We start from the raw sequence: 24,693 nt of genomic DNA, 5'->3' as shown, positions 1-24,693 counted from the left end.
TTAGCCAGCCGATTTGATGATGTAAGTTACGACGCCGAACACATCGAGAGTATCCTCACTACCGACGACTATTGGGGAATACGCGCTATTCATTGGGTTAAGCTGAACCCGCGGTTGCAACTGCAGCTTCTTAACCGTGAATTCCCCATCTACAGCGGCAATGACAATATCACCATGGACTGCGGTCCTTGAACTATCCACGACCAGAAGATCCCCCTCACCAATGCCCGCATCTTTCATGCTATCACCGGCAGCTTTGACAAAATACGTCGCGCTGGGGTGGTTAACCAGCAGCTCGTTCAGGTCGATACGCTGCTCAACATAATCCTGCGCTGGACTAGGAAAGCCGCACTGCACAAGGTCACTGTACAACGGGAGCAGCATGATCTGGCGTAACTCAACGGGCGTGTAGAACTGCATAATAGACTCGCTCACAAAATACTGTTTTTATATACAGTAGTTTCATTCACTAATCTGATCAATAGAGGTTTCAACTATCAATCAGGAGCACAGAAGGGGGAAACCAGTCACCTTTGAGCCCCTGATATTGGTTTCACTTAGTGATTATGTTGTCTATGTGCCAGCTATGAACTATCTTTTCTCAAAACCTGCTACTGCAAAATGGATATAAGATGTCACAGACGGACTTGCTGATTGTTGTTTTTACGCTGGGCATTTTAGCCTTTGGCTATTCCATATGGTTCATTTCAAACAGAATACTCTGCTCAATATTTCATAGACTTAGAAAGAATGTATGAATTGGGATGGTATAGACCCAAATTCATGGTCCTTGCTCCTCGACGTCGGAAGGTACTTACAGATCATCTTCGCTCTTAACCTATCACATCGGCACCTACTCCATGATGTAACAGCTCGGACCAGAAATATCTGGAAGCTTTAGGCATATTCCTGGAAGATAGACGAGCGCAAAGACGCACACAGCAATGATGTTATGTAGTATTTTCCCCTTGAGTGTGCCTGCTCAGGGGGATTTTTTATCGCCGTATTGTACCGGCAAATATTTGTAAATAGTCTTCACCCCCACGCCTGTCACATCGGCCACACGCGACTGGACAGGCGGTTAGTCCGGTATGTTTCTCGCGCTACTACTGCTTACGTTAACGTCTGGTAATGATCTAGCGGCGCGACGTAAAGCGGCGTTGAAAGCAATTATAGTGACCGGCCGGCGTTGGTACTTCACACGGTTAGAATGGCTCTGAAATAAAAAAACATCTTCTGGATAGCGTTCTCTTCTACGAGCAATGATCCCCTCCACTGGAGGGGTTGATTCAACACGTAGCTCCTTCAGGTGACCCTGTTTTCGTATCAGTATCAAGCCATCATCAATATCATCATATCGAATACTCAGCAGCCTTCCAGCGCTTAAACCTGTGTGAAAAATTAACGCCCACAAGTCTGCCCATGTATCTGAGATGGAAACAAGATTGCTGTTAATAGTTAAAAATTGTTCAAAACTTATTGTTTTCTTACCGTTCACGAACAAACCAAACTGTTTTCAAAACTGAAAGTACTTATTATCTCAAATGTTACATATCACGGGAAGGGCAGGAATCCTTGATCGCGGACGGCAGCAGGAAAGTATTTGTAGATCGTCTTCACCCCCACCCCTATCACATCTGCGATCTGTTGCCGGGTAGCGCCGTTCTCCAGCATTCTGCGGCACCGCTCCACCACTACTTCAGTCATTACCCGGCGGCGGCCGCCGACTCTACCCTGCTCCCTCGCTGCGGCTAAACCCGCTCGTGTACGCTCGACAATCAGCTCTCTTTCCATCTCCGCCAGGGCGCTCATGACATGGAAGAAAAAACGTCCCGCAGGTGTCGAAGTGTCGATGCTGTCAGTAAGACTACGGAAATTCACCCCGCGCGCCTGCAGCTCCGACACGAGCGTAATCAGATCACGCACGCTGCGGCCCAGCCGGTCCAGTTTCCAGACCACTAGCACGTCGCCGGGCTTAAGCCTGCGTAAGGCGCGCCTCAATCCCGGCCGTCTGGCATTTTTCCCGCTGGCCATATCCTCAAAAACAAGCTCACATTCTGCGCGTATCAGCGCGTTTTTCTGTAAATCGAGGTTTTGATCCCCGGTTGATACCCTCGCATAGCCAATCAGCACTATCTAACTCCTTGAAATAGCTGATTGTAAAAAGCCGCGGCCATTCGCTCAAACCCTCGTTTGGGCGAAGCCTCTTTTTGGAGCAAAAAACATGGCCGAACTTAACCCGCCTTTGGGAACGACGACGCCTGAAATATTCCTGGATAACGTCAAGCGCGCTGACGAACTGGTTAACGGTCCGGCAGGAACGGTTAACGACCGCGCAGGCGAACCGCTCGATACCTGGCGCCAGATGATGGCGAAAAATAATGAGATACGGCAGAACATCATTCCGCTCAGCAAGCAGTATGCGACGCTGGCAGCGGCCCAGGCGGATATCGCGAATATTCCTGTGGGCTCGACCACGTACTACCGCAGCCCGGACGACAGCGCCCTCGCGATCGAAGTCATGAACGTTGGCGGGACGCTGCAGCCTACCGGGCGAAAAATGCCTTCTCAGCAGGCGGTAGACCAGATCAGGGGGCAGATTAACTACGATACAGTTCAGATCCTCAAAACCTCATATGACGAAGACGGCAATGTTTACCTTCTTCTCGATGAGTTTGGTGAGCTTTTTATTGCGAGCCTCGGTCCGGTTTCAGTTCAGGAAAAGTTCAGAAAGCTGGATGCGCTAATTCATAAAGACCGCGCTGCTAACCTGCATGAGTTTCCGGACAAAAATGCAAACGTACCCGCTTTTATTGATGAACTGGGTGATTTGTATATCGCTGGCCTGGGCCCCTTTTCTGTTGCACAAAAAATCAGGGCCATCGAATCTTCAATTGTTAATAACGATGAACATGACATAACGCACCAGTACGATTTCAACGGGCGTCTGATTTCCTTTCAGGATGCTTTTGGGGAGGTGTTTATCCCCGGTCTTGATAAATCAATTCAGGAGTCGATAAAGGGGATCAGGGAGAACTACCAGCGCGACCGTGCGCCGCATATTCGCCGCCTGACGGATGCGCAGAACCGGGCGCTTGAATTTACTGATGAGGATGGAAGTTATTATCTGAAGGGGTTTGGTGGAAAATCTCTGGAGAAACATTTTAACTCGCTTAAAAAGCGCGTTAACACGCTATATAAGGCGAAAGCGATTTTTGATGCCTGGCTGGATTTTGGTATTGACTGGAACGGTCGTGAATCCATTTCTCTGCAGTTGCAGACCGCTGTCAACTATGTGAGCAAGTTGCCATATGGTGGCGAAATAGTTCTTCGCCCTGGTGTGTATCGCCAACATACCTATTTGATTGCGAGACCGAACGTGACGATCCGCTGCGTTCCAGGCGCGGTATTTATGCCGATGCTGGCGAATGCGGCGTTTTATTACCGTTCGCCGCAGGAAATTTACCTCGAAAACTTTAACCTGATTGATGTCGAGATTGACGGGGCAGAACAGCACTCACCGTCTTATGACGTGGGGGCGAAAGGTACGTATCTGCAGTATTTCCGGCAGTGTATGTTCCTGCGCTGTAACGTCCACGACACCGGGGCCACTGGTATCGGTAATGATTATCCTGACCGGTCTTTCATTTTGGACTGCTATGCGGATAACTGTGGCCGGCTCGCCCCTGACGGCAGCGGTGGCGCTTCCGGAATTGGCATCGGTCTTGGGGCGATCCAGGACGAGGCACTGATTGTTTCTCGCGCCATCACCAAAAACTGCAAGAATTTTGGGATGTTCTTTGAGCAGCAAAGGCTTTCAGGGCCTGGTCAGCCATACGTCGCGCGACAGATAATCGTTTCCGACGTTGTGAGCACTGGAAATGGCCACGGGTTCGGCGACTGTGGCGCATCCGGACTGGTGGTGGTCAACGGCCAGTTCAATGACAACCTCAAAACCGGAATCAGCATTGACGCAGGGACGCTGGCTAACAACGGTATCGCTCCCCGCCCGGGTAAGAACGGGCTGATGCTGAACTGTCAGGCTGAGCGTAACGGGGTGACCGGGCTCCATTATGACTCGACCAAAATTCAGGCCGATGGCGGCTATTCATTCTCCGACATGCACATCAACGATAACGCCCAGGATGCGATTTTAATCGAGGCTGGCGCTAACACCCTGGCGGATGTTCGCTTTGACAATATGGACATCAAAAATAACGGACGTTATCCGGTGAATGTTGCCAGCGGCACCTTTACCGACCTCGACTTCACGAATCTTCGCATGCTGCGAAATGGCGGCGATACCGCGTTTAAGCTGGACGGCAATATCACGCGGGGCTCGATTCATGGCTGTAAGCTGCGTTCGCAGAATGGCGCTGCAGCGATTACCGGCTCAGGGACTATCAGCCATTTCGACATCGCCGAAAACCAGTACACCGATACCAACAGCAACCCCATCAATCTCACCGGCACACTGACTAACGTCACCTACGGCCGCAACCCAGGACTGGAGTAATTATGTCGTTAAAAACCGTATCCAATATGATTTATCAGGGTGATATCGCTGACCTGCCGCCGCTGACGGCTCCAATGCCGCGAGGGGGCGTTTACTATGCCGACCTGGTGAACAACCTCTTTGTCAGCAAGCCGGATTCGAATTTCTCGAAGAACCGCAATTACGCCACAGCCCTCTCTTTCACCCGTACCACGCTGGCATCCTTCATCAGTCCCGCCGGGAATCTCGAATATGCTGCCATCAATACACCACGTATTGATCGCCATCCGGCGACCAGAAAGATTCTGGGTATGCGGGTGGAGAACTCGGCGACGAACTATGCACTGAGTGCGCTCGATCAGACCGCCGCGAACTATGTGCCGTCGGGCCTGACGGTATCCGCGCCAGCTGCCGGGTGGAGTACCCTGACCGAAAGCACCATGAATGAGGCGCATGTGCTCATGGATAACCAGAGCACGATTGATCCGACCCTGTATAACGTGGTGTCCCTGTTTGCTAAAGCCGGGTCAGCACAGTACCTGCAGATTCAGGTTTTAGGCGCCGGGGCTCAGGCGTTCGCTAACTTTGACGTACGCAATCAGAAGGTAACCAAAATGGGCCGTCTTGCCGTCAGGGCCAACATCTTCCAGGGGTTCAATGACAGCGCCCGGTGTGTGTTGTGTGTGAAAGGAAGCGGGAATACTGTCGGCTCGGTTAAATACAGCCTGATTAACGATCCGCTGGCAGAGCCGGATGTCGCCTACGTCGGAACCGGGCGGACCATGCAGGTCAGCCTGATGCAGATCGAGAAGAACACCTATCACGCCAGCTCCGCGTTCTTTCCTGATGGCGCGGTCGGTGGCACTGCCAGTGCGAACCGTCAGGCAGACGCCGCCCATCTGCTGGATATTCCTGCGGGCGTGAAATCAAACTTCTCGGTGTTTATGAAGGGGATAATGACCCCGGCGGCACTCGGCAATGCCGGCGGCAATATCCTGTTCTCTCTGCTGAATAACACGGCGCTGAAATACGTTGGTTTCGGTCTGGGCGCGGCTGACAGTTCCAATGCGTTCCAGTCCCTGGCTGCGCATAACATTAACGCCGGCAGCACGCTGGCGGGCATTCCGTTCACCGGAAAAATGTTCTCTCAGTACGGTGAATATGCGCTGATGATCACCCTGAACAACGGCGTTCTCAAGGTCTATTCCGGAATGACTGATAACCCGGAAACTCTGCTGACCGGATGTCCGGCATTTGATTACGTCATGCTGGGCAGAAACAGCTCGGTTTCTGGCTCTACAGTGTCAAACTCTGGCTTCTGGGGTGGCTGGCTGCAGAAGGCCGTACTGTTCGATTCGGCGCTGAGTGACGCGGATATGATTGCTCAGTTTGATTTGCTCGCATAAAAGCATCTTGTTAGTACAAAATAAAATCCCCCGGATAAGGCCGGGGGAAACTAATTAATAACTTTAATTCCGCTTGTATATGAGTCTGTGTTGCATTCTTTGGCTTCAGGATTCAGGGCAATTTGAGTTACGCGCCTGACACCCTGCCTTTTGCAATCTGGTGTACAAAATAAGATGACAACATCTCAATCATCACTTTGTTATGACTTGAGATAGTCGTTGGTATGCCAGACGCCAGGCGTGGGGAGAAACCATAGAAACGTCCGGACGAATACGGATTGGTAAGATAATCTTTTTCGTAGGCCTGAACACAAGCCAGCAGAGCATTTCCGGTTGATACCCGTCGGACCAGCATCATCGTCAATGCCACACTAACTGGCGTTGAAATGATACCCCTCCGGCTTTCGGAAATAATGAAATCAATCCCCCGCAGCCTGCCATCACCGCACAACCCCTGAAGTCCATAGTTGACGTTGCTAAACAGGGGCGTTGCGCCGAGTAACTCAGTCATCATGAGGTATTCAGGCGCCAGGTCCATATCGTAGTTGTACCACCGGCTCCTTGCCAGGGAGGTGCTGACTGGCATCGAATCCAGCATACTGGGAAGATATCGCCCCACGGTGCTACTATTGGTCAGATTCGTCATCACCGTGTTATAGCAGGACTGGTAAGCTCCGCCAGTATCCATCCCGGCGTGGATTGCCAGCGCGACAAGCAGCATGCCGTAGATATTAATATTCACGGCGGCACTGACTGAAGATGACGTATAGGTGTTCGGCACACCTCCTTTTGCTGCGACTGCTGTTACCATCGCGTCAGCCCAGGACTTAATATAAGGCTGCATTGCTGCCATTTTTGCAGTGTCACCCAAAAACTCAGCCGCACGATATATAGAAACACATGGCTTGAGTACCGGAGTGACCAAATCAGCAACATTAATAACTCCCTCCAGATAGCGGGTTCCGATATTAGTGCTTCGCCAGTTATCATCCCAGCACCGTTTAAACCTGGCCCATACTGCCGCTATATTAGGTGAGGGCTTTTGCAGTTCACGATATGCAAGGTATCCCCACGGGGTATTAATATCATACGGCCCGGCATTCGAATCCATACCGCCTATTCCAGCTGAGTCTCCATTCATCCAGAAGTCAGCAACCCCATCAAGCAATACTCTCAGCTTATTCTCAGCTTCTTTTACTGCAAAGTTAGGAAGCCTCCCGCCACGCGCAAAACCTACAGGCCGATTGTAGACTTTCTTCGCAAGCGTTAACGGGTCTGTTTCAGTTTCACTGGCATTAAGCCAGGCTTCGATGGTCCATGTCCAGTTTTTCTCAACCGGCCAGTTAAGAAAGGAATAATCCGATAGGGATGAATATTGCCAGCCTGTGGTTACGCCCAGCGTAAACTCTGACGCGGCATTCGTCATCGTGATGCCTGTCGGTCTGGTTGGGCCCGCAGAGGTTCCATCCCTGTGAATATCCCCGTTTACAATGGTCGGCACACAGGAAAACCTGCCGTTACCGGCTGTATTTCCGGTTGTGATTGCTGCAGCAGCGGTACCGGAATAGGCTGGAGTCGTCCCGCTTTTATAAATAATATTAGAGCTAATAGTTGCCCCACACATCTTACCAACAGGAATCTCCTCCAGGGCAGTCACCATATTTTTCACAACGACAATTCCGTTTTTAAAAATGCGGAAGCGAGTGGTGGCCTTAATAATGCCTGCCGAATAAACGGCACTGGCGGCATTGTAGCCTGTACGCTCAATCTCGGTAAAAAGCGGGCCGGTATTGATGACCTTCAGCGTAACGTTGTAGGTGAAATACTCGATAACCTGAGCACCTGCAGTCACGTAGCGATGCTGCGGGCTCAGCGTGCATCTGATACGGTTGATATCATCATTTTTAGCAGCATCAATGGATGTGAGGCCATAGGCTCCACCGGCAAAACCAAAGCGGTAATACAAATCACCCACTTTAATGTTATAACGCTTCAGGGCATCAGAAGGCGCGTAGTACTCCAGGCCTTCGGAATAGATCGTATCATCATAGCGATAACCAAAAACATCCACGTTATAATATTTCTTTTGTCCCGCCGATACGGAATCGACGATCCACACGGCCCCCGTTTTGAATGAGCCATCAGGGTGATAACCTTCAGTTGACTGAAAGCGAAGGTTAACGAAATCATCTGCAGAAAATTGCGCATCAAACACGTTTCCTTCAGCGTCAGATACCTTAATGCAGTTGTGACCAAACACCATTCCTGCAGGGAAACTCACTTTTAACTCGACAGGACCACTGTAGTTGGTAGCCATGTCATTTACTACATCAGCAACAAAACGGGTAAAAGGGTTATTGTCAGTGTTCTGCCTGGAAATTCCGTTGTAAAAAAGAATATCTGCGTCAATGGTCAGATAATCGTTTACAGAAATTGTCGCAGGTTCGGCGCTTAATTTGGCAAGGTAAGCCGTTTTATATACCGATACATCGGTACTTCTGTAATAAAGATGCACATCATCAAATGAGGCATAGAAATAATTTTTAATGCCATCATCAGTAATGCTAAACCCTGCCCCCGTAATATCAGAATAAGGGAATGTTAGCTGGATTGAGGTTGAGCCGTCAGGGTTAGAGTAAAGCGTGCAATATTTACCATCTGAGCCATACGCACCGGTGTTACCGGAAATAAAACCGCCTGACTTGTCAATCACAGCGTAGGCAGTAATTGACTTAAAAGTATTGACAAGTGGAATGTTGTCAAATATTGCTCTGGCTACTGAGTTAGTGGCATCATACAAAACTGTTGACGGTTTTAATTTTGCCAGCTGGACAGAGTGATAGGGAGAGTTAAGTACATTATCAGCAAAGTATTCAGCCGGAAGTAGTTCTGCAATTACTGTTGTGACATCGCTTTGCAGATTGGTTACTTTTAGTGTGTTTTTCTGGTTGCGGGCGTCAGAAGTTTCAGCAGCTGACAGGGAGTTAATGCGTAAAACAGATTCTTTCCCGACATTGACTACAGTGTCACCAGGTATTGTGATACTGGTAAACTTAGTTAGCGGAAGTGATGAGATTTCGCTAATCAAAACATTAATTGTGCCAATTTTATCATTTATGTATTCATATAAAGCACTTACTTTTGCATCAACCCCCGCACCTGAAGGCATTTTCCTTCCAGTTTCCTCAAGTGTACCACCGTTATTGATCACTTCGACGGCAAGAGCACTATCATCCGGGCTGCGGTAATACGTGGTGCTCCCCTCAGGGATATTCACGATATCTGCCTGCGCAGCTGCTAACGTCATGTATTGCTTGCTGAGCGGGATCAGATTTTGATGGATGCCACGCCAGGTGTAAAGCAATTCGCCTGCGCGGTCAGGGAAGACCAGCGCCAGGCTATTCAGCAGATTATCCAGGCGAGTGGCGTTATCGAGCAGCACCGCAGGCGAACTGCTCCCAAGAGGCGGATCAAAGGCCATGTTTTTGCTCCAAAAAGAGGCTTCGCCCAAACGAGGGTTTGAGCGAAAGAAAAGTTGAAAGGGATTTTTTGGTATTACGCGACGTCGCCGGGGTATGTGGCGTCGTCGTACTGGTAGTAAATGTCGCTGTACTGTCTTGCAGTCACCTGGCAGGTTCCGTCTGCCTGCGGCGCTATCTCCTCAAATATGGCGTCATAGATACCCCGCGTTGAGCTACAGAACACCAGTCGCGGCGGTTCAATGCTCGGATCGTTCAGCATGATTTCATCGAAAGCGGCTTGCCATGGAACAGACAACTGATAATCCCCGACGAAAGTGGCCTCCAGCAGCCCCGAGGCAGAGCCATCCTGGTAGCGCAAAATCGCGCGCGGGTTTTCAAAGGTCCAGTCCAGCTGTTCGGAAACGGTAAATACCGTTTCGATACCCGTTGTGGCCATATCCACGACCAGACAACTCACGGTTTTATTACCCGGAATATCATCTGTCAGCAGGATGCGATCACCGTACTCATATACCAGTGCATCCAGCTCAGTCGTCGTATTATGACCCAGCCGCTGATGCAAATATTTCATCAGACGCCGCATACCTATCTGGTAAGCGTGGTCCTGATTGAGTACCCCATCGAGTTTGTAGTTCTCGATTTTCACCGGCGTGAGATTGTCGGGTGTTCGGCATTTCACAGTCTCCTCTGCCCAGGTGATGCCGTTGATATATGTCACATCAACGCCATCGTAATCATCAGCAGACGGTGCCGTAAAACTAGTCTGCAGTTCTTCGGTCATTTCATGCGGGCTGATGATCCCCGACCAGTTCTTAACCCCTTCCCTGCCTACGGATGCGAGCCCATCACTCAGCAGAAAATACGATTTCCCCGCTGTGGTAATCTTCTGCAGCATTTCCAGTGCCGAGATACTGTCGCCGGTAGCGAAATCGAAATACTCTCCCCGTGGCGTCCAGTACGCAGACTCCAGCGCATTGATGGTGTCGACATCCATTTCCAGCCCCAGCGAGTTCCCGACATGCAGCAGCGCCCCCGAAATGGTTCTGGCCGTTCCTGAGTCATAGGCGCGCGTGGCCACAACGTTAACGCGACGGTCTGACTGCGCCGCCAGCTTCCCGCCCGTCTCGACGGTCACCGCCATCAGCGACACGCCGGGATAGGATGAAGGGCGCGTCAGCAGTCGCCCGCGCAGTGCCTGCCAGTACATACTGTCTCGTGCGTTGTTTGAGCCCTGCTCATTGCGCCGACGGCAGCGAACTTCCACCAGCCCCGGAGAGCTGAGAGCAATACGCTCAGTGAATCCCAGCCCGTTGACGTTTTTCAGCGCGTACTCCCCCTGGTGACTCACCCACCCCGATCCGGAACCGTAGACGCGATACTGAATCTCCCACTCAACATGCCGAAGCCGCTTTTTCCCCTTGCTGTCAAAGCCACAGATGCCGTTCGGGAAGGAGAAATTCACTTCGAACATATCGACGGTCTCATTTTCAGGGCAAACCAGGAACGGCCCCAGCCAGCTCAACGTGTCGTTAAGACCAGTGGCCTCATAGTCGATCATCGTCCGGGCGGTGAATCCCGGCCATGACTCATCAACGGCACCATTAACCAGGCGCGCCACCGTCGCCGTTGTGCCGTCGGTCGAGACAATGCGGTACTCATTCCCGCGGTGAGCAAGTGAAAGCCGTTGCACACCCTCCGGCATGCCGGAAAAGGCTGTTCCCGTGGCGCTGTTATAGGCAAGCGTCACATTCGCCGTTACCGCCGGGCTGCCGCCGGTTGATGCCGTGCCGGAGGTGTAAACCGGGGCATCACCGAAAACAGCTGCAGGCAGCGAAGAGGACGTGATCGCCCCACCCGCGAACGGACTGGCCGACTCGGTTATCAGTACGGTGCCGCCGTTGTCCTGCGCAACCAGGCCGGAGCCAGTGAGTCCCTCGGTGATGGCCGCCAGCAGTCCCGACATCGAGACGTAGTTAGCCACCAGCGACACCGGGTAGGTAACCCCCTGCCAGGTGATCGTGAACGTGCTGGAGCTGGTCGAAAAATCGTAGGTGGTCGGGGCCGCACTGGCCTGGACTTTTGCCGCACTCCCCCCGGTGCCGGGCACTGCAGCGTGACCGGGGGTATATGACGCGATAAACAGATCGTAATCGACAGAGTTAAACCCCAGCGTGACCGGCATACCTACTACCGGCGCGATCTCCGCCAGCAGCGGGCTTGCGATAACGCTGTATCCGGCCGCCGAAGTGATCTGGTAGTTCGCCGGGGCTTTCAGTTCGACCATGGCGCCAGTGACCCATCTGGGCGGCAGCGCGTTGTCGTTCTCGTCATTATCGTCATCATCATCCGTGTCCAGCCCGGTAAACGTTACGCTCGAACCGGATACGGTCATGCTGTCTGCGATAATGTCGTCTGCGTCCGGCGACGTCTGGGCCATATCCAGCCCGGTGCCGGATGATGTCCCTCCGACCTCCGTACTGTTGACCCAGTTTTCACTGCGCTCATCACCGGAAACATCCGCGCCTGGCGGATAATGGGTGCTGCTGAAACCCGGCAGCGTTGAAGCTGGCGTACTGCCTACCCTGATATCGCCAGTGGTATAAATCAGTTCACCGACACCAAGACACAGCAGCATCTGGACGCGCATTTTCGTAGGATCGGCGGCATCAAACCGGGTAACCGGCTGCACCACATAATCCGGGTAGATCCGCACCCGGCCAAACACCTCACGAATGGCATCACCGAGTTTTGCGGTGTTGGCCCGCGCCGGGTTCAGGTCGAGACTCCGCCCTGTGGATGAGGTATAGCCGCCCGTATCGATGTTGCTCATCATAAACAGCGAATAGGCTGCAGCGGCAACGGAGATACCGACGCCGATCCACGCGATGGTGGCGGCCTCCAGCCCGAACGGCACAGGGTACATGCGGACATCACTATCAGGGCGGATCACACAGGTGGTCCACTCGCCTGGAGAAATTGACTGCCCCTCAACCTCAACGGTCAGCGGTGGGACATCCCGGTCGGTATAGTTTTCGACATTTGCCACCAGCCACTTGCGAATACTGATTACACCATGCTCATGCGTTTCGAGTGGTTCACCGGGAAGCCGGGACGGGTAAAAACGAATGGTCATTGCCAGAACTCCACTTTGACAAATCGGCGTTTAAACCGCGGCAACGGCAGAAAGGTGACGTTCGTACCCGGATTGCATTCCGCCACATGCAACAGACCATCGATACTGACCACGATCCCTACGTGGGTGACAGTCGACCCGGAATAACAGGCCACCCCGGCCCCTTCGCAGGGTTCGCAGCGCTCAAGGGTAAGCATCATCCGGCGCGCTTCCCGGTCGAGGCCGCCGTCGTCTTTGGTTACCCCTGCAAAATCGGGCCAGACGGGTAAATTCAGATCGCGGCGTATCTCGTTCACAATGCCGAAACAGTCGAGTAGCGGGTAGGCTCTACCGCCCTTCTGCCATTTAACAGAACGGTATTTATCAGGGTTGAACATTGAGATTCCTTAGCTGATATAACGCAGTCCGGGGAATACAGGGAGCGTGTAGCGGTAACGCGGCCAGGCCATATCGAGGACATTCATATAGCCCGCGGTGATCTGCACCTCTGTCGCTGTCCAGGAGCCCGACTTGATTTTCAGCGTATACGGCACTGCCGCAGGCGCTGCTAAATCAGTGGAGATATAACTCCGGTAAGTCAGCGATGCCGAAAGGCGGTTCACCAGCGCATTGCGGATCGCCGTGGACACAACACCATCGATATTGCACAGGGCAAATTTGAGGTCCTGCGTGCCGTCTGGATTGCGCGCCGGCAGCGCAATGTCTATCGCACAGGCTGAAAACGTTACGGTATCGCCGTTCTCCGTCGTCGCCGTAATATCCTCGTAGCCCTGACACAGGTAGTGAATATCTGAGCCAACGGTGATCTGCAGCGTTTCAATGATCACCTCCGGGCCGCTGCTGGCGTAGAGGCGTTTAATCTGCGTCATGCTTCGGCCACTCCTTATTCAGCGCAATATCCAGCAGTGAGCTGCCGACGATCCATTCCGGGTAATTACCCCATGGGGCAGGAGCAAGGGGGCGTTCCCATAATTCAAGCGTTGCCGTGTACTTCCAGTAAATCGGGGCCACCAGCACCGGCCCCTGATAAATATCTGTGAAGCGGCATTTGTAAAACTTAATGCCCGCCGGCGTCTGCAGCTTCATCATGAACCATGCAGCCCCGTCAGATAATGCATCCCGGAACCAGGACTCAAACGCCAGGCCCTGCGCATCGGTTTCCATAAACCAGGTGATGCTGGCCTGCGTCGGCGTGGACGTAAAAGCTCGCCTTTGCCTCGCGCGACCGGTGGTTAACTGGGTTCGTTTTAACGGGCTTACAAGCTGAAATCCGTATCCTTCCTGTAATGGCATAGGGAGGCTGTCATGTGGGTAGTAGATATCAGTCATGCAGTCTCCCGGTAAAGTATCTCGAATAAAATTTCACCATTAACCTCAGGAGGGTATTCATTTCAGAATAAAGCACGATGGAATCGAAGAAATCTCTGATTTTTTAGTTCATATTAACGAAGATAAAATCTTATTAAATCGACTCAAGCACACAAGGCGATATATTTCTCAACTCGTTTCAAGAGCCAAAAGAAATCAAAAAAAAGCTGCATTATCAATATATTAATTTTATTAACTTTAATATGAGCTTAAATTTCTTCGGCACAGCCCCATACCAAAATAATAAAAGGCAATGTGCCGACAGGAAATATACATCAATGTGACTGCTTGTTTAAAAACAACTCCTGAAGAAGAAGCGCAATCGAAACAAATATCAAAACCCCACAAAAAACAATTTTTGCAAAATCATAGTTAAACACGGTTGTAAGCGTATCATTATTATATAAGTGATTATGCCTATAGGAATAAGTTGTGTAGATGTCATCGCATATTTCAAGAATTCCACCGACTATCAAAACAAGCCAAAGAAATGAAAACTTCACTCGGACCTCCTTACGTTTACGTCTCCTATTGAAGATAAGCCCACCAATAAAAAGAGGAATCATAAAAGCTATGAAGTCTTTAAATGTAAATGTTAACAACGCTTCCATTAATAAGATCCTTGTGTTTTCTTGCACCTACTCAGATTGTTAGACTTACCTACCTAATCAAGTCTCAGCTAATGCAGTTTAGCTTACCTAGGACCGTGTCGTGTATAGTTTCCTTTTAGAGCGTTGCCAAAAGCCCCTTGTGGCATGGTAACCTCCTTTGTGAGTTCACCTTTTAACTGCCTGGAAAGCTGTCGATTGTTCTGATTGAGTGTAGCGCTCAACTGCTCCGGAGTAATACCCTGGAGATGAAACTCCTGATTAATCGGCGCGTGTACAGTTGTTTGCCTACGATTATCGCTGTTAACGTTCTGAACACCAGTACCAAACCCTGTGCGCCCAAGAGTTGCATCAAGCGGTTGGCCATTTCGAAGTGCCTCAAGCTGAGAAACGCCGATCCGGTTCGTTGACGCCTGGTCGAAGACGTACTCACCTTTGTGAACAATACCCGCGGGCTGATACTTACCACCGGGGCCGGTGTAACCGCCGGAGGCGAAGCCAACTCCTGAAACTGCCTGGATATTTGAGACGATACTGGCGGTCTGCGCAGCGATTGAGGCCATAGCGATGATGTTGGCCGGATAAGGCGCGCTTACTGCACCGCTTGCGATAGCCTGCTGGATTTTCACCATAGAGTCCGCGATAGCGAATGCCTTACTCGCAGCAAAAGCAACCTTGTAGATTGCCGATTGCTCACCAAAACCCGTTCGCATGATTTCGGCGGTACTATCAAACAAGGACTGCGTGGCCGCAGATATGATGGTGTTTTTCTGAGCCTCTATGACCTGATTTGCATCCGCTGCACTCTGACGAATCGAGGTCATTCTGGCCTCACCCTCGGCAGTTATTTCGCCAGCCTTCGCATAAGCTTCCTCCTGAGCTGCCAGCCAGCGCTGGAGCTCTTGCTGAGCCTGGTCATATTCGTTGATTTGCCCCTGCATCCCCTCAAAAGTTCCAGAGAGTCGCCCTCCTGTGGGTGTCAGGTTTCCTACAACATTACGAACGGTCGAGGGCAGTTGCATATCGGTGTTTTGATAAATATCTGCCCGTGTTTTTTCATATTCACCGGGTTTTAGTTGCCCGATTGTTTTGGCTTTCTCCAGCAGTTCAAGACGGGTTTTAAGCAGATCGTTGGTCCGCTCATCCTTCGTCTTTACCTGTTCCTGCATTTTCCGGTAATCGTCCAGGGTTTTTACGGAATTTTGCAGTGCCTCCTGCTGCTTATATGCCTGGAGGATTTCATCTGAACGGGAAAGGATCGACTTCTGGTCAGCGGTGAGCTGCGTTTTAGACTTGAGGTCAGCAATTTGCTGTTCGAACTTAACCCGTACCTGGGTTGCGCTGTTAAGCTTGTCACTGGCATCCAACTGGGAATGCATGGCAGCAGTCTGCTGGTTTATCTGATCAAGCAGCCGGGTGGCAGCATCTTCGGTGTCGGCTTTTTCCTTTTTCTTCTTAGGCTCTTGGCTTTTCTTAGCCTGCTCAAGTTCCTTTTCTCTTACAGCAATTAGCGCATTGGCCTGATCTATTGCTTCTTTGTTTCCTGAGAAAGCAATTTTTCTGGACTGTGCTCTTGCCTCCTTTAACCGAGCTTCTGCACCGGCAACCCTGTCTGCCGCCAGATACTCCTTATCAATCCAGTCTACGGAATTTTTTACCGCCTTATTACCTTCAATGGTAAGTGTGTTCATCGTGGTTTGCAGATCTAATGCCTGACCGATAAACCTCATCGTAGGGTCAATTGCGCCACCAAGCGCTACGTTTTGCCTACCCTTATCCGCTGCTGTGTAATAATTTTTGACCTCAATAGCTGCAGCTGTCCAGGAATCACCTATTTTCAGGATCTCCCGTCGATGCTGATCAATATCAGCATTCAAGGCGGTGAAATTAGCAGAATCCTTGTATTGGGCTACCTTCGTCCTTGCCTCGTCATAACTAAAACCAACGTCGATTAGCTTATTTATTGCTTCGCTCGCACCGTCATTAGTTGTTATAAACATACTACCGACTTCATCGATCGTCTGACCCGTCTTATCAGATATAGCAACCATGTTAAGTGCAAGTCGCTCAGCGGCATCTCCGCTAGCACCAAGGGACGTTGTGGCTATTTTTGTCGCAGCATCAATTTCCTGTCGGTTCTGATAGACGGCATAAGTTAGCAACCCAACTGAAGCAGCTGCCACGCTATAGGGATTAACCAGCCCCATGACATATGTGCCAACACCCTTGATCGCTGGCCCTATGCCGCCGAACATATCTTTGAGCTGACCGCCCTGCTGCATGAGAACCATAAACGGTGACTGCCCGGTAGAAAGACCGACAATGATATCGGTCATCTGAGCAGGGATCATACGCATAGCATTGGCAGTCTGAGCTGCAGATTGGCTTGTTTTACCCAATTGCGCCTGTGTTTTCTCCAGGGCATCGCGGGATTCTGCAAGTTTGCTGTTGAGGCGATCGTAAGCCAGAGGCGACAGCATTCCGGATATTTTAGCTGTATCCAGCTGGCGCTGCTGCTCGTTCAGGCGGCGGAATGCTTCACCTACGGGATCTATTTGGGCTTCAAGACGACGCAGGGCAGCTACCTGCTCATCATGTGCTTTTACAGCTTCGCGCTCGGCTTGTGCTTCGCCGGTTACTTCCCGACGAGTCTCCTGCAGTTTTTTACTGTATGCATCATATTGGGAAGTATTAATTGCACCCGATTTAAAGGCAGTATTCAGTTCACTTTGTTGTTGTTCGAGATTGCGAAGCGCAGCTGCCAGAGGGTCGATTTTATCGAGCATTCTCTGGAGTGCATCAGCCTGCGCCTCCTGCTGCACAGCAGCCAGTTTGCTGGCCTTCTCTGCTTCTCGTTGAGCTTGTGCAACACCACTTAGTTCCTCAGTGGTGTCATTCAGCATCTTAGACAGCGAACGAAACTCTTCCTCGTCAATTAGCCCTTTATCAAAGTATTTTTTCAGCTCACTATAGCGACGTCCCACGGTATCAATTGCAGCACCAACCGGATCAATGGCTGCACGCAATTTATTGAGGGCTTCTTTTTCCTCATCGGTAGCGCGGGAAACTTTGGTGATAGTGGCCACAGCCTTATCCCCGGACTGAGTCATTTTATCAAGCGCAACTGTTAGACTATCAGCCTGCTTCTCTGCCCCGGAGCTATCTAGAACGATCGCTAGCCGTGATTCTTGTTCTGCCATTTACCTTTCTCCGGGCAATAAAAAACCCGCCGATAAAGCGGGTTTTAAGTGATAAATAACTTTTTCTTTTCCAAAACCGGAATCTATAACAGACTAAACAGATACAAACCCACTAGTGATTTATTGTGTTGTTTGACTATTTTCAGGAAGATTTTTCCTGAAACTGCAAGCAGTCTGATCTGTACATAACACAGTAGGAAGGAATGTGTCATCACGCTCTTTAGTAGGTAGTGCAGCACACTTTTTACTCAACCCCAGTCTGCGTTTACCCAATGCCGTTAACGATTTATCTTTAGGAATATAAAAAGTAATGTCGATATCTTTAGGTTTTTCTCCAGGCCAAAAACCATAAGTTCCTGTAGCAGATACCAACTCTTCACCTTTATCATCAAACACGTAAAAACTACCAGTACCTCCACGGTTTTCCACAATACGTATAGTGCCAGTCGGATGGTTATTCTCAATAGCATCATCCTGCCATAATGCACGTACGCAATATGCCATCCCTGCAGTACCCGGAGTACCCTTGAAAGTTTCTATGGCCTTGTTTGAACCACAAGCAGTTAAGCCAAGAATAGAGGTTAATATTAGTAATTTTAATGACATATTTTGCAAGCACCCTTTGCCGAATAAAAAATCACTATATCACTGTTATAGTCGTTAACTCACCGTGCCATTATGAAAATCAGATTCGCATCAAGTTTTCTATCTGGCGACTTTCGCAGCCCTCACATCAGGACATGCGATTTGTTGCGGTTATAAAAAAGCCCCGGACTGTACCAAGGCTTATTTCTTCTTGCTGTTTCTTTTCTGTTCCTTCGCCCACTCAGCCCTCCATGCATCATCGAGGGCCAGTATCACTGCGTCAAACTCAATGCGGTCGATCAGGATGGTGCGCGATGCCAGGTAAAGCTCAATATCGTTCAGGGATAGAGGGAGCGGCACTCCGGCCATGCCGGCATACTTCCTGCCGCGCGATATCATAGCGTAAGCGTTGAGGATCTCCCCAGTGACCGCATCGATTTCAGGCTCTGGAATGGGTGGGAGATTTAGCTTCTCCCTGCGCCACTTTGCTTTCTCGCCCTGCTCGCCGGCGAAATCCTTTAGCCACTTTTGGGCCTCTATGGCTTTTTTACGGTTTCCTGAGTCTGCTGCTCCTTACCCTGAGCAATGTTTGCCGCCTCAGCCAGTATCAGCCAGTATAGCGCCGGGTGCTGTTTCAGCATGGCGGCCCCAAGTTCTGGGGTGTAGTCGAGAACAACCTCTATGCCGTCGACTAACTGACCTACTCCCTCCCAGCCTTTCAGCAGGAACCGAGCGGCGTTATCGATCAGCAGGTCATCAACAGAGTCGATATCGTCCACGCTGGCGAGATTAAAATCCGTCGTCCCCACCTTATAACCTGCGTCCATCTTATCGATGTGGCGGCGCACCAGCGCGTTACGTGAGCGATATTGCGGATTCTCGCTGCTGGCCACCAGCAGGCGAAGTTTGAACAGCGACTCTTCTTCCGGCGAGAATTCCTTTTTGCTGCCTTCTGGCTTTTTGTAAGGATAAAACCAGCGCTCGCCATTTAAATCAATTTTCGGGGTAACAATCAGCATAAAAACTCCATAAAAAAACCTCCAAAGAGGGCCAATGTTAATCATCACCGCCAGTAGTGGCATAAACGCGGGTAATAGTTGGCGGAGTATTGGCCGCGGTGATATCCAGCTGAACCTGAACAATGTCAGTGCTCCCCGCATCCGGCCAGTCGCCGGAGATCTGCACTTCCGGGAAATCGAAGGTATATGCGCCTTCATCATTCTCCAGCGTGAAGCTAAACGGCACCGTTTCGCCGGTGAACGTTTTTTTGTAAACCTCCCAGGCAGCCTTTGACCATGACAGTGTGATTTGACCTGACGGGGTAAAGGTTGTCGGAATGTTTGCGCCGGCGAATGCCGAACCGGTACCGATGCAGCGCTGGGTCTGCATATTGTTGTTGAACTGGATGTTAAAAGTGTCGACGCAGAAACCTGTCCCGCCATCAACACCATTCAGCCGGATGTTCGTGACCTCTTTGAAGGAGTAACGCAGCGCCCCCGCTAAATCCACCGGAGTGGTGAAATAGCTGGTATCGTCCCCTTTCGTCTCCCAGTCCAGCCCTGCAAACGTAATGGTTGCAGTGATATCACCATCGGCCGGGATTTCCATCTGGAAGGTGCCAACCTGGCAACCGCGGGCAATATGGGCAATCCCCACATCACTGGCAAAAGTCGCCACGGAGAACGTAATGCGACCATTACCCATCGTCAGCATGTTATTTACCCATTCAGTACCGAAACAGCTGGCAAGAAAATCGTCATGCTGATTCCAGCGAAACCGTGTGCCGACATCGCCGCCGACATCCACTGTGCCACGTGAAACGCCCTGCGCCATGCGGTCACCAGCGATTTCGTCATTGTCGTTGGTGTTCTGCGTTGGTTTCAGACCAAATGAAGAACGACGCAGCAGGTTCCACGCCCCTGCTGTAGGCGTGATTCCTGGCGTTGTCTCGCGAATAAACGCGGCTACTACTTTTGCACCTGAGCTCACAGGAGCCTCCTGTTTTTTGTGCGCTACAGAGCGCGATAAGGAATTTGAAGATTGAGCTGTAACCAGCCATCGGTCTCACCAGCCGGCACAGCAGAAACAGCGAAATAACTCAGCTTTCCATCGTCCCTGAACTCAAATAGCTCCGTTAGCTGATCGGCCGTTCGGGAGATAAGCAACGTCCCGGAGCCGACCGGAACAAACAGCTGAATGATGAGTAAGCCCGTCCTGTGGACGACCGGCCCATCCCCGATCTCGGTTGCGCCAGCCTGTCCTGCAATGTTGGTGAGGCGGGCCCAGATATCGCGGTTGCTGGGGTCAAATACCGGACCATTTGGATAATCCACCGCATCAGAGGCAATAGCGGTCTGTGCCGCCATTCGGGAAATGACAGCGTTTCTGATTTCTGTAAGGGTCATTTGTAGGCCTGAATCACACCATTAAACGAGACGGCATAGACGCCTGTCGGCGCCTGCGTTGAGTGACCATTCTCCAGAGACACGGAGTACGACAGGTTCGACTGGATGTATATCACCGAGTAGGCTGGCGCCTGGTCAATAATATTTTTGCCATTAAGAAACGTCATTGTCCCGCGCGGATCCGGTTCGGTCGGGACGGAGTGATCGGGTTCGCCAATGCTGACAAAATGCGAAGCCCTGAAGGTTCCTGCGCGATACTCAGCCGGTCGCCTGATATCCATGCTGTCATTAACACGGACTTTCTTCCTGAGCCTTCCGGTTTTGGTCAGGTTAGCAGGATCGGCATAAAGAGATTCGTTCCATTCCCCAACAGCTTTGTTGTACTGAACCGCGGTCGCGTTGATGGCCCACAGCTCCGGGTTTCCTACTGGCGACCGTTGAACAATTTCATTAAGCAGTTGAATGGCGATTGTCCGCTGGCGTAGTTTGACATCTTCGGCCACCAGCCCGGCGAATGCCGCCGGGTCAATGTTCCAGCCCTTAGCCATATCACACCCTCCGCAGTTGAATGGAGTACGCAGCGCCAGCAGAGTCGGCAGAAGCGGTGATGACCTCGTAACGCTGAAGCTCACCCGTAATCGGATCCGGTGCGGTGATGATATGCCCGACGGCCGGCGTATCAGTCACCTCGTTAACCAGGGAGGTTAGCTTCACATCACCATGCAGAATGTTAACGCCATCGATACGGCGCAGTTTATAGCGCGCCAGCACTCCGCGCCCCGAGTAAGTCACCTGCGTTTCAATGCCGGTTTCCGTCACCGGATCCCAGGCACCTCGAACGGTGTAGCTTCCGGCGAATTCGTTAACCGCATCCTGCAGGTCTGTATCGAAGGCTGCGGCGACTTCAGTTTGGAGTTCGTCGCGGATACCCACGGTCTACCTCCTCTATGCCTTTTTCACCAAAACGCTGAAGCGGGATATTGTTAGAAACATATCCGCCAGTAAAAAGGACCAGGACGTTACCACGCAGTTTCCTGGTATAGATTTCGCCGTTGCGTTTAACCCTCAGCGGAAGCGGAGCAAACTCAACAACGCCCTTTGTCGGGTTTGCGTAAACGACATAATTGATCGGGTTTCCATTCACAAACACATCGCGAGGGCCGAGCCCGTCACCGGCATAATGCACATCAGTGTTTTGCATATCACCCCCTTACCAGCCGTACCTGAGACTGACTAACGCCATAGGGCTTTAGCATTGCAAGCGCCAGCTGCAGATCGGAATCAAGCAATGCCGAGCTGTTGGTAGCAAGTTCCGCGAAGGTCTTTGAAACGCTGACATCATCGGCATCTACCGTCTTACTCAGCAACACACCAGAATCGGTTTTCTGCTGATAAAGGCCACCATTCGAGGCCGCTAGCGCCGCATAGGCGCCAGCTTGTTTCACATCGTCAGGAATGATGATTTCGTGAGTTGCCTTATTGCACGGCATTTTCAGGTTAAGTCCATTCATCAAGGTATTAGCCATCAGCACAGATTTGGCTTTTTTGCTTTCATCTGTCCAGGTGGCACCGAGAATCGAATTGACATCTTCAACGGTGATGTAAGTGATCATGCATCACTCCATTTCTTTCCAGCCGTGCGCCTTCCAGTTCTCCACTTCATCAGGGTGAACGTTGGCGGTATTGGGGCCGCCGGGGAATGCCGGGAAATCGGTAATCATCGCCACCAGCTGCTGTTCCTGCTGTTCCTGCTGTTCCTGCTGTTCCTGCTGTTCCTGCTGTTCCTGCTGTTCCTGCTGTTCAGGAGCATTGGCATCAACCTGCGTGGCCGCAAGTTTTGCTGCAGCACGTTCAGCACGCTGCTCTTTGGTCAATCCGGCCATAAGCCCTCCACTAAAAAAGGGGGCCGAAGCCCCTGTTTATCAGCCCAGCAACAACGCTGAGTGCGCCGACTTAACTGCCGCTACGCCCCAGGACAAACCGACTTCGTAACGCACCTGGCGATACTGGCGGTACAGTGCTACCTGGTAAGTGATGCCAGATACCGGGTCAGTAACGTTCATCACATCATCCGCAGTATCGCCGCCCTGCGGCATTGCCGGGGTTCGGGATGCAAGCAGGAATGCATTGCGATCAAACGCCATGTTTGCGGTGTAGGCGCCACCAGCGGTAATAGCGGTGTTGTCGGCCAGTGACTGACGTAAGCCAGGAGCAGCCAGGGTGATTGCTGTGGCCGTCGCAGCAGCAACAAGGTATTTATTACTGTCCCCGTCAAACGTCACGATGTCACCTGCTGCAAAAGCACCTGTGCCGGTATCAATGGCAATCAGAATATCGCCTTCAGCTTTTGCTCCATTCACCAGGTATCCGGCAGCCGGAGATGCAGCGCGTTTCTTAACATGCGCGGATTCGTGGATGTTGAATCCTTCCAGTCGCCCCACGATACCTTCGCGCAGAAGCGCATCAGTACCGGACTCGTTTACTTTGAACAGAACAGACTGTTTACCACGGAGGTTTGCGATAGCCGAAGAACCGAGAACCATCTGCAGATCAGTTGTCGGCGAACCGTTGTCAGAGAGAACCTGGCGCGCATTGGCCGCATCCGACAAATCGCCTGCAATACCGAAAGGAGCGGTGCCGGCCGTACCAACAGCACGGGAGGATGCGAAATACAGAGCTGCGAGATCTGCATCCATCTCATTAGCCAGCGCGCGAAAAGCCTGCTTAAACTGATCAGCAAGGATGGTGTTGTATGTCCCTGCGGGCCCCAGCGCCAGTTGTTCCTCACCGTTCCATTTGACCGGGGCCATTTTGGATTTGGTGATTTTGACATCAACGGTGCCGATCGTCTGGTCGCCGTCATTTGGCGCAGTAGCCCCCGGGGTAATATCAACAGTGGTTGCCGGTGGCGCAACCGGCGCAGTAACAGTCTGGTCCTTCGCCGCCGCATCAGCTTTAGCATTACGCGATACAGCCGGGATAAAACCGACCTGTTCGCGAGATACGGTATCCAGAGCCGTGAAGATAGTCGGGATCAACCCGGTAAGCGTATTAGCCATGTGTATAGATTCCTTGGAGATTAAAATATAGGGTTGGTTGAGCTATCCAGCTCCGGCACCAGCAGCCATCCGGCGGCTGGCAAAGAATTAATCGACGATGGTGATACCGTCTTTGAGAGTTGATTGCTGATCTGTCGGGCTCAACCTGGTAAACGCATCGCGTTTCATCGTTTTCTGCCCGAGTGAATGCTGAGACTGGCGAGAGCCGCCTCCCTGGTTGCCGCTGGCCTTCAGAATGTGGTCTTTCTGTGGGTACTGCTCCACCAGGAACTCCAGCGCCTCATCAAATGCCGCCAGTTCGCCCGGCTTCGAGCGGGAATAAATTTTGTTGCCGGAGCCGTCATAGGCAACGACTTTGCCGTCCTCAACTTTGAAGGACTGACCGAACCGCGCCTGAAGCATATCTGCCGGGATTGCCACTTTATCTGCGATGAATTTCGAGCCAGAGAACCGGCCGCCGATCATTTCCTGATAAAGCTGGCCTTCAAGGGTCGTCGCACGCTGAGTAGCTTCATCAAGCTGGGCCTGGAATGATTTGGTGATATCCGCTTTAACCTGATCAACGGCGCCAGCGTCGATCAGTTTTTTCTGGTCGATTTTAGTCATCATCTCCAGCGCTTCGAGCGCCTTTGCCGGATCGCCGATTTTGGCAAACTTAGCCAGACCGGCTTCAGCGGCTTCTTTGGCTTCACGATGAGATTTCGCCTCGCCATTCAGAGAAGAGATTTTCCCAACGGCCTGCACAGCATCAAAACCAACTTCCTGGCCGTCATCGTGGACGTAGACGGGTAAACCGCTGGAATCGACTTCTGCATAGCTTTTGCCGTTAACTTCGACTGTTTTCAGTTTCATGTGGTTACCTTTTCGGTGGTCATCCGACCGTTGCACCGCTCACCATCCGGATCACGGCAATAAAAAAGGCCGCCCGGAGGCAGCCTGATTGAAGACTTAA

At 51.4% G+C, this 24,693-nt stretch carries 23 protein-coding genes and 1 pseudogene; 2 read left to right on the top strand and 22 right to left on the bottom strand.

Annotated elements, in window-relative coordinates:
- The 3 genes from SPE70_RS11420 to SPE70_RS11410 all read right to left on the bottom strand — a co-directional run bounded on the left by SPE70_RS11420 (window position 1) and on the right by SPE70_RS11410 (window position 2,133).
- A complete protein-coding gene (locus tag SPE70_RS11420) occupies window positions 1–420 on the bottom strand; it encodes a translesion error-prone DNA polymerase V autoproteolytic subunit (RefSeq protein WP_040219432.1) in 420 nt (139 codons plus the stop codon).
- Between the two features lie 661 nt (window positions 421–1,081).
- A complete protein-coding gene (locus tag SPE70_RS11415) occupies window positions 1,082–1,504 on the bottom strand; it encodes a site-specific integrase (RefSeq protein WP_004892499.1) in 423 nt (140 codons plus the stop codon).
- 50 nt (window positions 1,505–1,554) lie between these two features.
- A complete protein-coding gene (locus SPE70_RS11410; protein ID WP_324726641.1) occupies window positions 1,555–2,133 on the bottom strand; it encodes a recombinase family protein in 579 nt (192 codons plus the stop codon).
- A gap of 91 nt (window positions 2,134–2,224) precedes the next feature.
- Between SPE70_RS11410 and SPE70_RS11405 the strand changes: the two genes are divergently transcribed.
- Both SPE70_RS11405 and SPE70_RS11400 read left to right on the top strand, forming a co-directional pair.
- Window positions 2,225–4,516, top strand: coding sequence for a right-handed parallel beta-helix repeat-containing protein (locus SPE70_RS11405; RefSeq protein ID WP_324726639.1), 2,292 nt, complete (start codon window positions 2,225–2,227; stop codon window positions 4,514–4,516).
- A gap of 2 nt (window positions 4,517–4,518) precedes the next feature.
- Complete coding sequence (locus SPE70_RS11400; RefSeq protein ID WP_324726637.1) at window positions 4,519–5,901, top strand: hypothetical protein; 1,383 nt, start codon at window positions 4,519–4,521, stop codon at window positions 5,899–5,901.
- A gap of 3,103 nt (window positions 5,902–9,004) precedes the next feature.
- Here SPE70_RS11400 and SPE70_RS26420 read toward each other — a convergent pair.
- The 19 genes and pseudogenes from SPE70_RS26420 to SPE70_RS11305 form a co-directional block, all read right to left on the bottom strand.
- A pseudogene (locus SPE70_RS26420) lies at window positions 9,005–9,382 on the bottom strand (flagellar biosynthesis protein); the annotation flags it as partial.
- 74 nt (window positions 9,383–9,456) lie between these two features.
- Window positions 9,457–12,516, bottom strand: a complete 3,060-nt coding sequence (locus SPE70_RS11390; RefSeq protein ID WP_168443353.1) for a host specificity factor TipJ family phage tail protein — start codon at window positions 12,514–12,516, stop codon at window positions 9,457–9,459.
- A complete protein-coding gene (locus tag SPE70_RS11385) occupies window positions 12,513–12,893 on the bottom strand; it encodes a hypothetical protein (protein WP_023322461.1) in 381 nt (126 codons plus the stop codon). Before SPE70_RS11385 ends, SPE70_RS11390 begins: the two co-directional genes overlap by 4 nt.
- 9 nt (window positions 12,894–12,902) lie before the next feature.
- On the bottom strand, window positions 12,903–13,385 hold the full coding sequence (locus tag SPE70_RS11380; protein WP_324726633.1) for a DUF1833 family protein: 483 nt from the start codon (window positions 13,383–13,385) through the stop codon (window positions 12,903–12,905).
- The gene (locus SPE70_RS11375; RefSeq protein ID WP_136047388.1) at window positions 13,372–13,845 is read right to left on the bottom strand and encodes a hypothetical protein; all 474 of its coding nucleotides are present in this window, start codon (window positions 13,843–13,845) and stop codon (window positions 13,372–13,374) included. The genes SPE70_RS11380 and SPE70_RS11375 overlap by 14 nt, the downstream gene beginning before the upstream one ends.
- A gap of 314 nt (window positions 13,846–14,159) precedes the next feature.
- Window positions 14,160–14,495: a hypothetical protein gene (locus SPE70_RS11370; protein ID WP_122490318.1), complete on the bottom strand. Its 336-nt coding sequence runs from the start codon at window positions 14,493–14,495 to the stop codon at window positions 14,160–14,162.
- A gap of 83 nt (window positions 14,496–14,578) precedes the next feature.
- Window positions 14,579–17,692 (bottom strand): phage tail length tape measure family protein, encoded by a 3,114-nt coding sequence (locus tag SPE70_RS11365; RefSeq protein WP_324726632.1) that lies wholly within the window; start codon window positions 17,690–17,692, stop codon window positions 14,579–14,581.
- A 120-nt stretch (window positions 17,693–17,812) separates the two neighbouring features.
- Entirely contained in the window at window positions 17,813–18,298 is a 486-nt protein-coding gene (locus SPE70_RS11360) for a hypothetical protein (protein ID WP_136047390.1), read from the bottom strand.
- Window positions 18,299–18,478: 180 nt separating this feature from the next.
- Window positions 18,479–18,646 carry a hypothetical protein gene (locus SPE70_RS11355; protein WP_077271641.1) on the bottom strand — a complete coding sequence of 56 codons (168 nt, stop codon included), beginning with the start codon at window positions 18,644–18,646 and terminating at the stop codon, window positions 18,479–18,481.
- A 167-nt stretch (window positions 18,647–18,813) separates the two neighbouring features.
- On the bottom strand, window positions 18,814–19,296 hold the full coding sequence (locus tag SPE70_RS11350) for a hypothetical protein (RefSeq protein WP_071582778.1): 483 nt from the start codon (window positions 19,294–19,296) through the stop codon (window positions 18,814–18,816).
- Between the two features lie 37 nt (window positions 19,297–19,333).
- A complete protein-coding gene (locus tag SPE70_RS11345) occupies window positions 19,334–20,266 on the bottom strand; it encodes a phage tail tube protein (protein WP_324726629.1) in 933 nt (310 codons plus the stop codon).
- 23 nt (window positions 20,267–20,289) lie between these two features.
- Entirely contained in the window at window positions 20,290–20,682 is a 393-nt protein-coding gene (locus tag SPE70_RS11340) for a phage tail terminator-like protein (RefSeq protein WP_012967910.1), read from the bottom strand.
- Complete coding sequence (locus SPE70_RS11335) at window positions 20,679–21,230, bottom strand: hypothetical protein (RefSeq protein WP_324726626.1); 552 nt, start codon at window positions 21,228–21,230, stop codon at window positions 20,679–20,681. Before SPE70_RS11335 ends, SPE70_RS11340 begins: the two co-directional genes overlap by 4 nt.
- 1 nt (window position 21,231) lies before the next feature.
- Window positions 21,232–21,615 (bottom strand): glutamate 5-kinase, encoded by a 384-nt coding sequence (locus SPE70_RS11330; RefSeq protein WP_324726624.1) that lies wholly within the window; start codon window positions 21,613–21,615, stop codon window positions 21,232–21,234.
- A complete protein-coding gene (locus tag SPE70_RS11325; RefSeq protein ID WP_324726622.1) occupies window positions 21,587–21,883 on the bottom strand; it encodes a hypothetical protein in 297 nt (98 codons plus the stop codon). The genes SPE70_RS11330 and SPE70_RS11325 overlap by 29 nt, the downstream gene beginning before the upstream one ends.
- Before the next feature lies 1 nt (window position 21,884).
- Complete coding sequence (locus SPE70_RS11320) at window positions 21,885–22,295, bottom strand: protein singed (RefSeq protein WP_324726620.1); 411 nt, start codon at window positions 22,293–22,295, stop codon at window positions 21,885–21,887.
- A 3-nt stretch (window positions 22,296–22,298) separates the two neighbouring features.
- Window positions 22,299–22,565 carry a hypothetical protein gene (locus SPE70_RS11315; protein ID WP_065801381.1) on the bottom strand — a complete coding sequence of 89 codons (267 nt, stop codon included), beginning with the start codon at window positions 22,563–22,565 and terminating at the stop codon, window positions 22,299–22,301.
- 39 nt (window positions 22,566–22,604) lie between these two features.
- Window positions 22,605–23,741 carry a P22 phage major capsid protein family protein gene (locus SPE70_RS11310; protein ID WP_040230376.1) on the bottom strand — a complete coding sequence of 379 codons (1,137 nt, stop codon included), beginning with the start codon at window positions 23,739–23,741 and terminating at the stop codon, window positions 22,605–22,607.
- A gap of 87 nt (window positions 23,742–23,828) precedes the next feature.
- Window positions 23,829–24,593, bottom strand: a complete 765-nt coding sequence (locus tag SPE70_RS11305) for a DUF6651 domain-containing protein (protein WP_324726618.1) — start codon at window positions 24,591–24,593, stop codon at window positions 23,829–23,831.
- Window positions 24,594–24,693: the final 100 nt, after the last annotated feature.

The sequence above is a fragment of the Klebsiella sp. ZJOU C1 genome (assembly GCF_035620215.1).
Classification (GTDB): domain Bacteria; phylum Pseudomonadota; class Gammaproteobacteria; order Enterobacterales; family Enterobacteriaceae; genus Klebsiella; species Klebsiella variicola.
The sequence above is the reverse complement of the archived record's forward strand: the minus strand, read 5'-3'. Positions and strand labels throughout refer to the sequence as shown.